The organism is Paenibacillus sp. 01T422 (assembly GCF_056398785.1).
In genome coordinates this window covers 1-2,423 of the sequence record NZ_JBFTQB010000943.1, presented here as the reverse complement: position 1 = coordinate 2,423, position 2,423 = coordinate 1, and the positions used below count along the sequence as shown (strand labels likewise).

Annotated in this window: 4 protein-coding genes; 2 read left to right on the top strand and 2 right to left on the bottom strand. The window is 41.8% G+C overall.

All coding sequences use genetic code 11. The features are described 5' to 3' along the window. Window positions 1-184: 184 nt before the first annotated feature. Window positions 185-550 carry a C40 family peptidase gene (locus AC1DUA_RS33835; protein WP_477503911.1) on the bottom strand — a complete coding sequence of 122 codons (366 nt, stop codon included), beginning with the start codon at window positions 548-550 and terminating at the stop codon, window positions 185-187. Between the two features lie 299 nt (window positions 551-849). After that, window positions 850-999 (bottom strand): hypothetical protein, encoded by a 150-nt coding sequence (locus tag AC1DUA_RS33830; RefSeq protein ID WP_477503910.1) that lies wholly within the window; start codon window positions 997-999, stop codon window positions 850-852. A 168-nt stretch (window positions 1,000-1,167) separates the two neighbouring features. Here AC1DUA_RS33830 and AC1DUA_RS33825 point away from each other — a divergent pair, with 168 nt between their 5' ends. Together AC1DUA_RS33825 and AC1DUA_RS33820 are read left to right on the top strand one after the other, a co-directional pair. Further along, entirely contained in the window at window positions 1,168-1,629 is a 462-nt protein-coding gene (locus AC1DUA_RS33825; protein WP_477503909.1) for a hypothetical protein, read from the top strand. Between the two features lie 426 nt (window positions 1,630-2,055). Next, a partial coding sequence (locus tag AC1DUA_RS33820; protein ID WP_477503908.1) for a hypothetical protein occupies window positions 2,056-2,423 on the top strand: 368 nt, incomplete at its 3' end.

The window sequence follows — 2,423 nt, the reverse complement described above, 5'->3', positions numbered from 1 at the left end:
GTACTGCGACGATCTTCCGTTGTCTTTTGGCTGCTGGATCTCGCGGATCTGCTGCTCATGCGCGGAGCGTTGACGCGCTCTATAATAAACTGCAAAGAAAAAACGCCACCCGTTAAGGTGACGTTGGTTTGGATTTATAGCACACGGCGTGCTGTAGCGTAATGGTTACTCCACCAACCGCTGTTCATATCCGAAATTGTGACGCCAGGACTACCGTAGGTTGCAGTTGACTCCGCGGCACGAACTTACCTACTTGCGATTGTGCGCTTGAAGAACGTGGCAAGTTGATGCTGTACTTTTGGAAAACGAGTTGCGTGAAAGATGAACAGTCAAAAGTTCGTGTGTTTCCTGTCGTTGACCCAAATCTATATGGAGCTCCTAAATAATGTTTACCTGTAGAAATGATATTATTCGCAATAGAGCCAGTAGCAGCAGTAGCAGTAACAGTTGCAGCGTGTGTTGTTGTAGGTGTGATCGCCAAAGCGCCGCCTGTGAAGACGGATAAACTCAAGGCAAAAGTCGCGATAGTTTTAGCAGCTTTTTTCATCATGGGTGTATCCTCCTTTGTTGGCTCAGTGGTCTGTGTTTTGTTGATGTGACCACTATAGCACACGATTTACACCCGAAAATTTACCACTATGTCTATTAAAGTACCCGCGGCAACGATTCGACCGACTTTTATGAGAGTTCTCTGAGAAACACCTGAGCTTATTCTAATTGACTTGTAAAATGGAAAAACGAAAAGAGCCACCCCGACGATTCCTAGCGACTCACTCTTGACCGATGCTTTCGGAATTTACAATTCTTCACGGCGGACAATGATCTCCGAGCTGTAAACTGTTTTGTTGACTAGACGATCATTAGCGACGATCTCCCGACAGCGAGCCTCGCGTCGACTTCCGCCATCATGCGTATAGCATCCGTCATCTGCTTTGCCATTTCCGCCGTGAACTTCATAGCCGAGCCCATTTGATCTGCTATCTGGACGCCTAGTGCCATGAAGTAGAATGACATACCTTCGCGGAACTGTGCGAGTGCTTCTTCACGAGTCCAATCTACTGACTCCGTCGCTGCAAGGGCCGGAACTTTTGATTAACAAAAACCATTCTCTATACATAAACTAAGTAAGGACAATTGACTATTGTATTTATAATTGGAGGAAAATGAATGAGTAACTCACTATCACCTAACTCTGTCTACACTACACAGCCTTATCACGAGGGAATCCGGATGTATGACGAAAGACAAATGATGACTCACCCTACTCTCTTGGAAGCAAGACAAATCGCTCCAAACCAAATAATGTTGACTTATGACCAACCAACTGATTTAGCCTCAGCAACCAATATATCCAATTATTGGATAAGGAGTAACATGGCCATGCCTAATACTGTTGCCAGCGTAGGTATGGGAGATATGATAACAAGACAAAATACCATAAGACCTGAGATGGGCATGATTTCACCCATAGACAATTCCAAGATGAGATTTATCATGATGTTTAGAGCTAATGCTACTTCAGGTGTTCTTCATGTAGTTCTCCCTTGTTTCGTTAACTTAGAAGGAAGAACTGGCTTCACTGGAGGGAACTGGGGCACATTCAGTAAGAATTTCTTTGTTGCAATGTAAATTTCAAATAATCTTCTGTTGTTCTTTGAAAATAAAGTATTAGACTGGTTGTATTGAATCCGCGTGGTTTTTCGAATTACTAAACCGTCAGAATCCGAAAAATAAATATTAGACTGACCCAAAGATACAAAACAGCAGCAGCCTTGGACGAGAAAATAAAGTCCTAGACTACTACTGTACTATTGAACAAACGTTCTCTCGTTAGTTGTATAACATCAACAATTGATTAATTACCCCGAAATATAGATGTACCAACTATAGTGAAGGAGTTTTTATCTATAAACATTTCTGTATTCCCAATTTGATACTAAATGCATATACTTTATTGGTCCTTTCAACAGGGTAGTAAATAACCATCTGAATTACCTTATCCATCATTCCAATTGTGTGTACTTCTAATTATTTAAATATAAGGAGAAGATCAAAATGGTTAGTGTACCATTCCCCTCACAGTGGGGTATCCACGCTTCTGTAGGTGGTAGACCTGTCGTTTATGGCACATTCAACATCAACTCTGTTACAGGTAACAGGGTAGCTGGCTCAATTAATTTTCGTGGTAGAGATATTCCAATTAATGGATTCTGGGGAGAAAGCACCAAACAAATAAGAGTGGATCCACCTTATGCCTCGTATTCTGGTAATTTAACTATATCCGATGATCCCTCGATTAGAATTCGACATTTTATTTTAAGTGGACGGCTTATAATGAAGCCCCCCTCTTTACAAGCAGGTGAGTATGGAACTTGGATTGCTACAACCGATACAGGTCTCACTGGATCTCCCATTATTAGTAA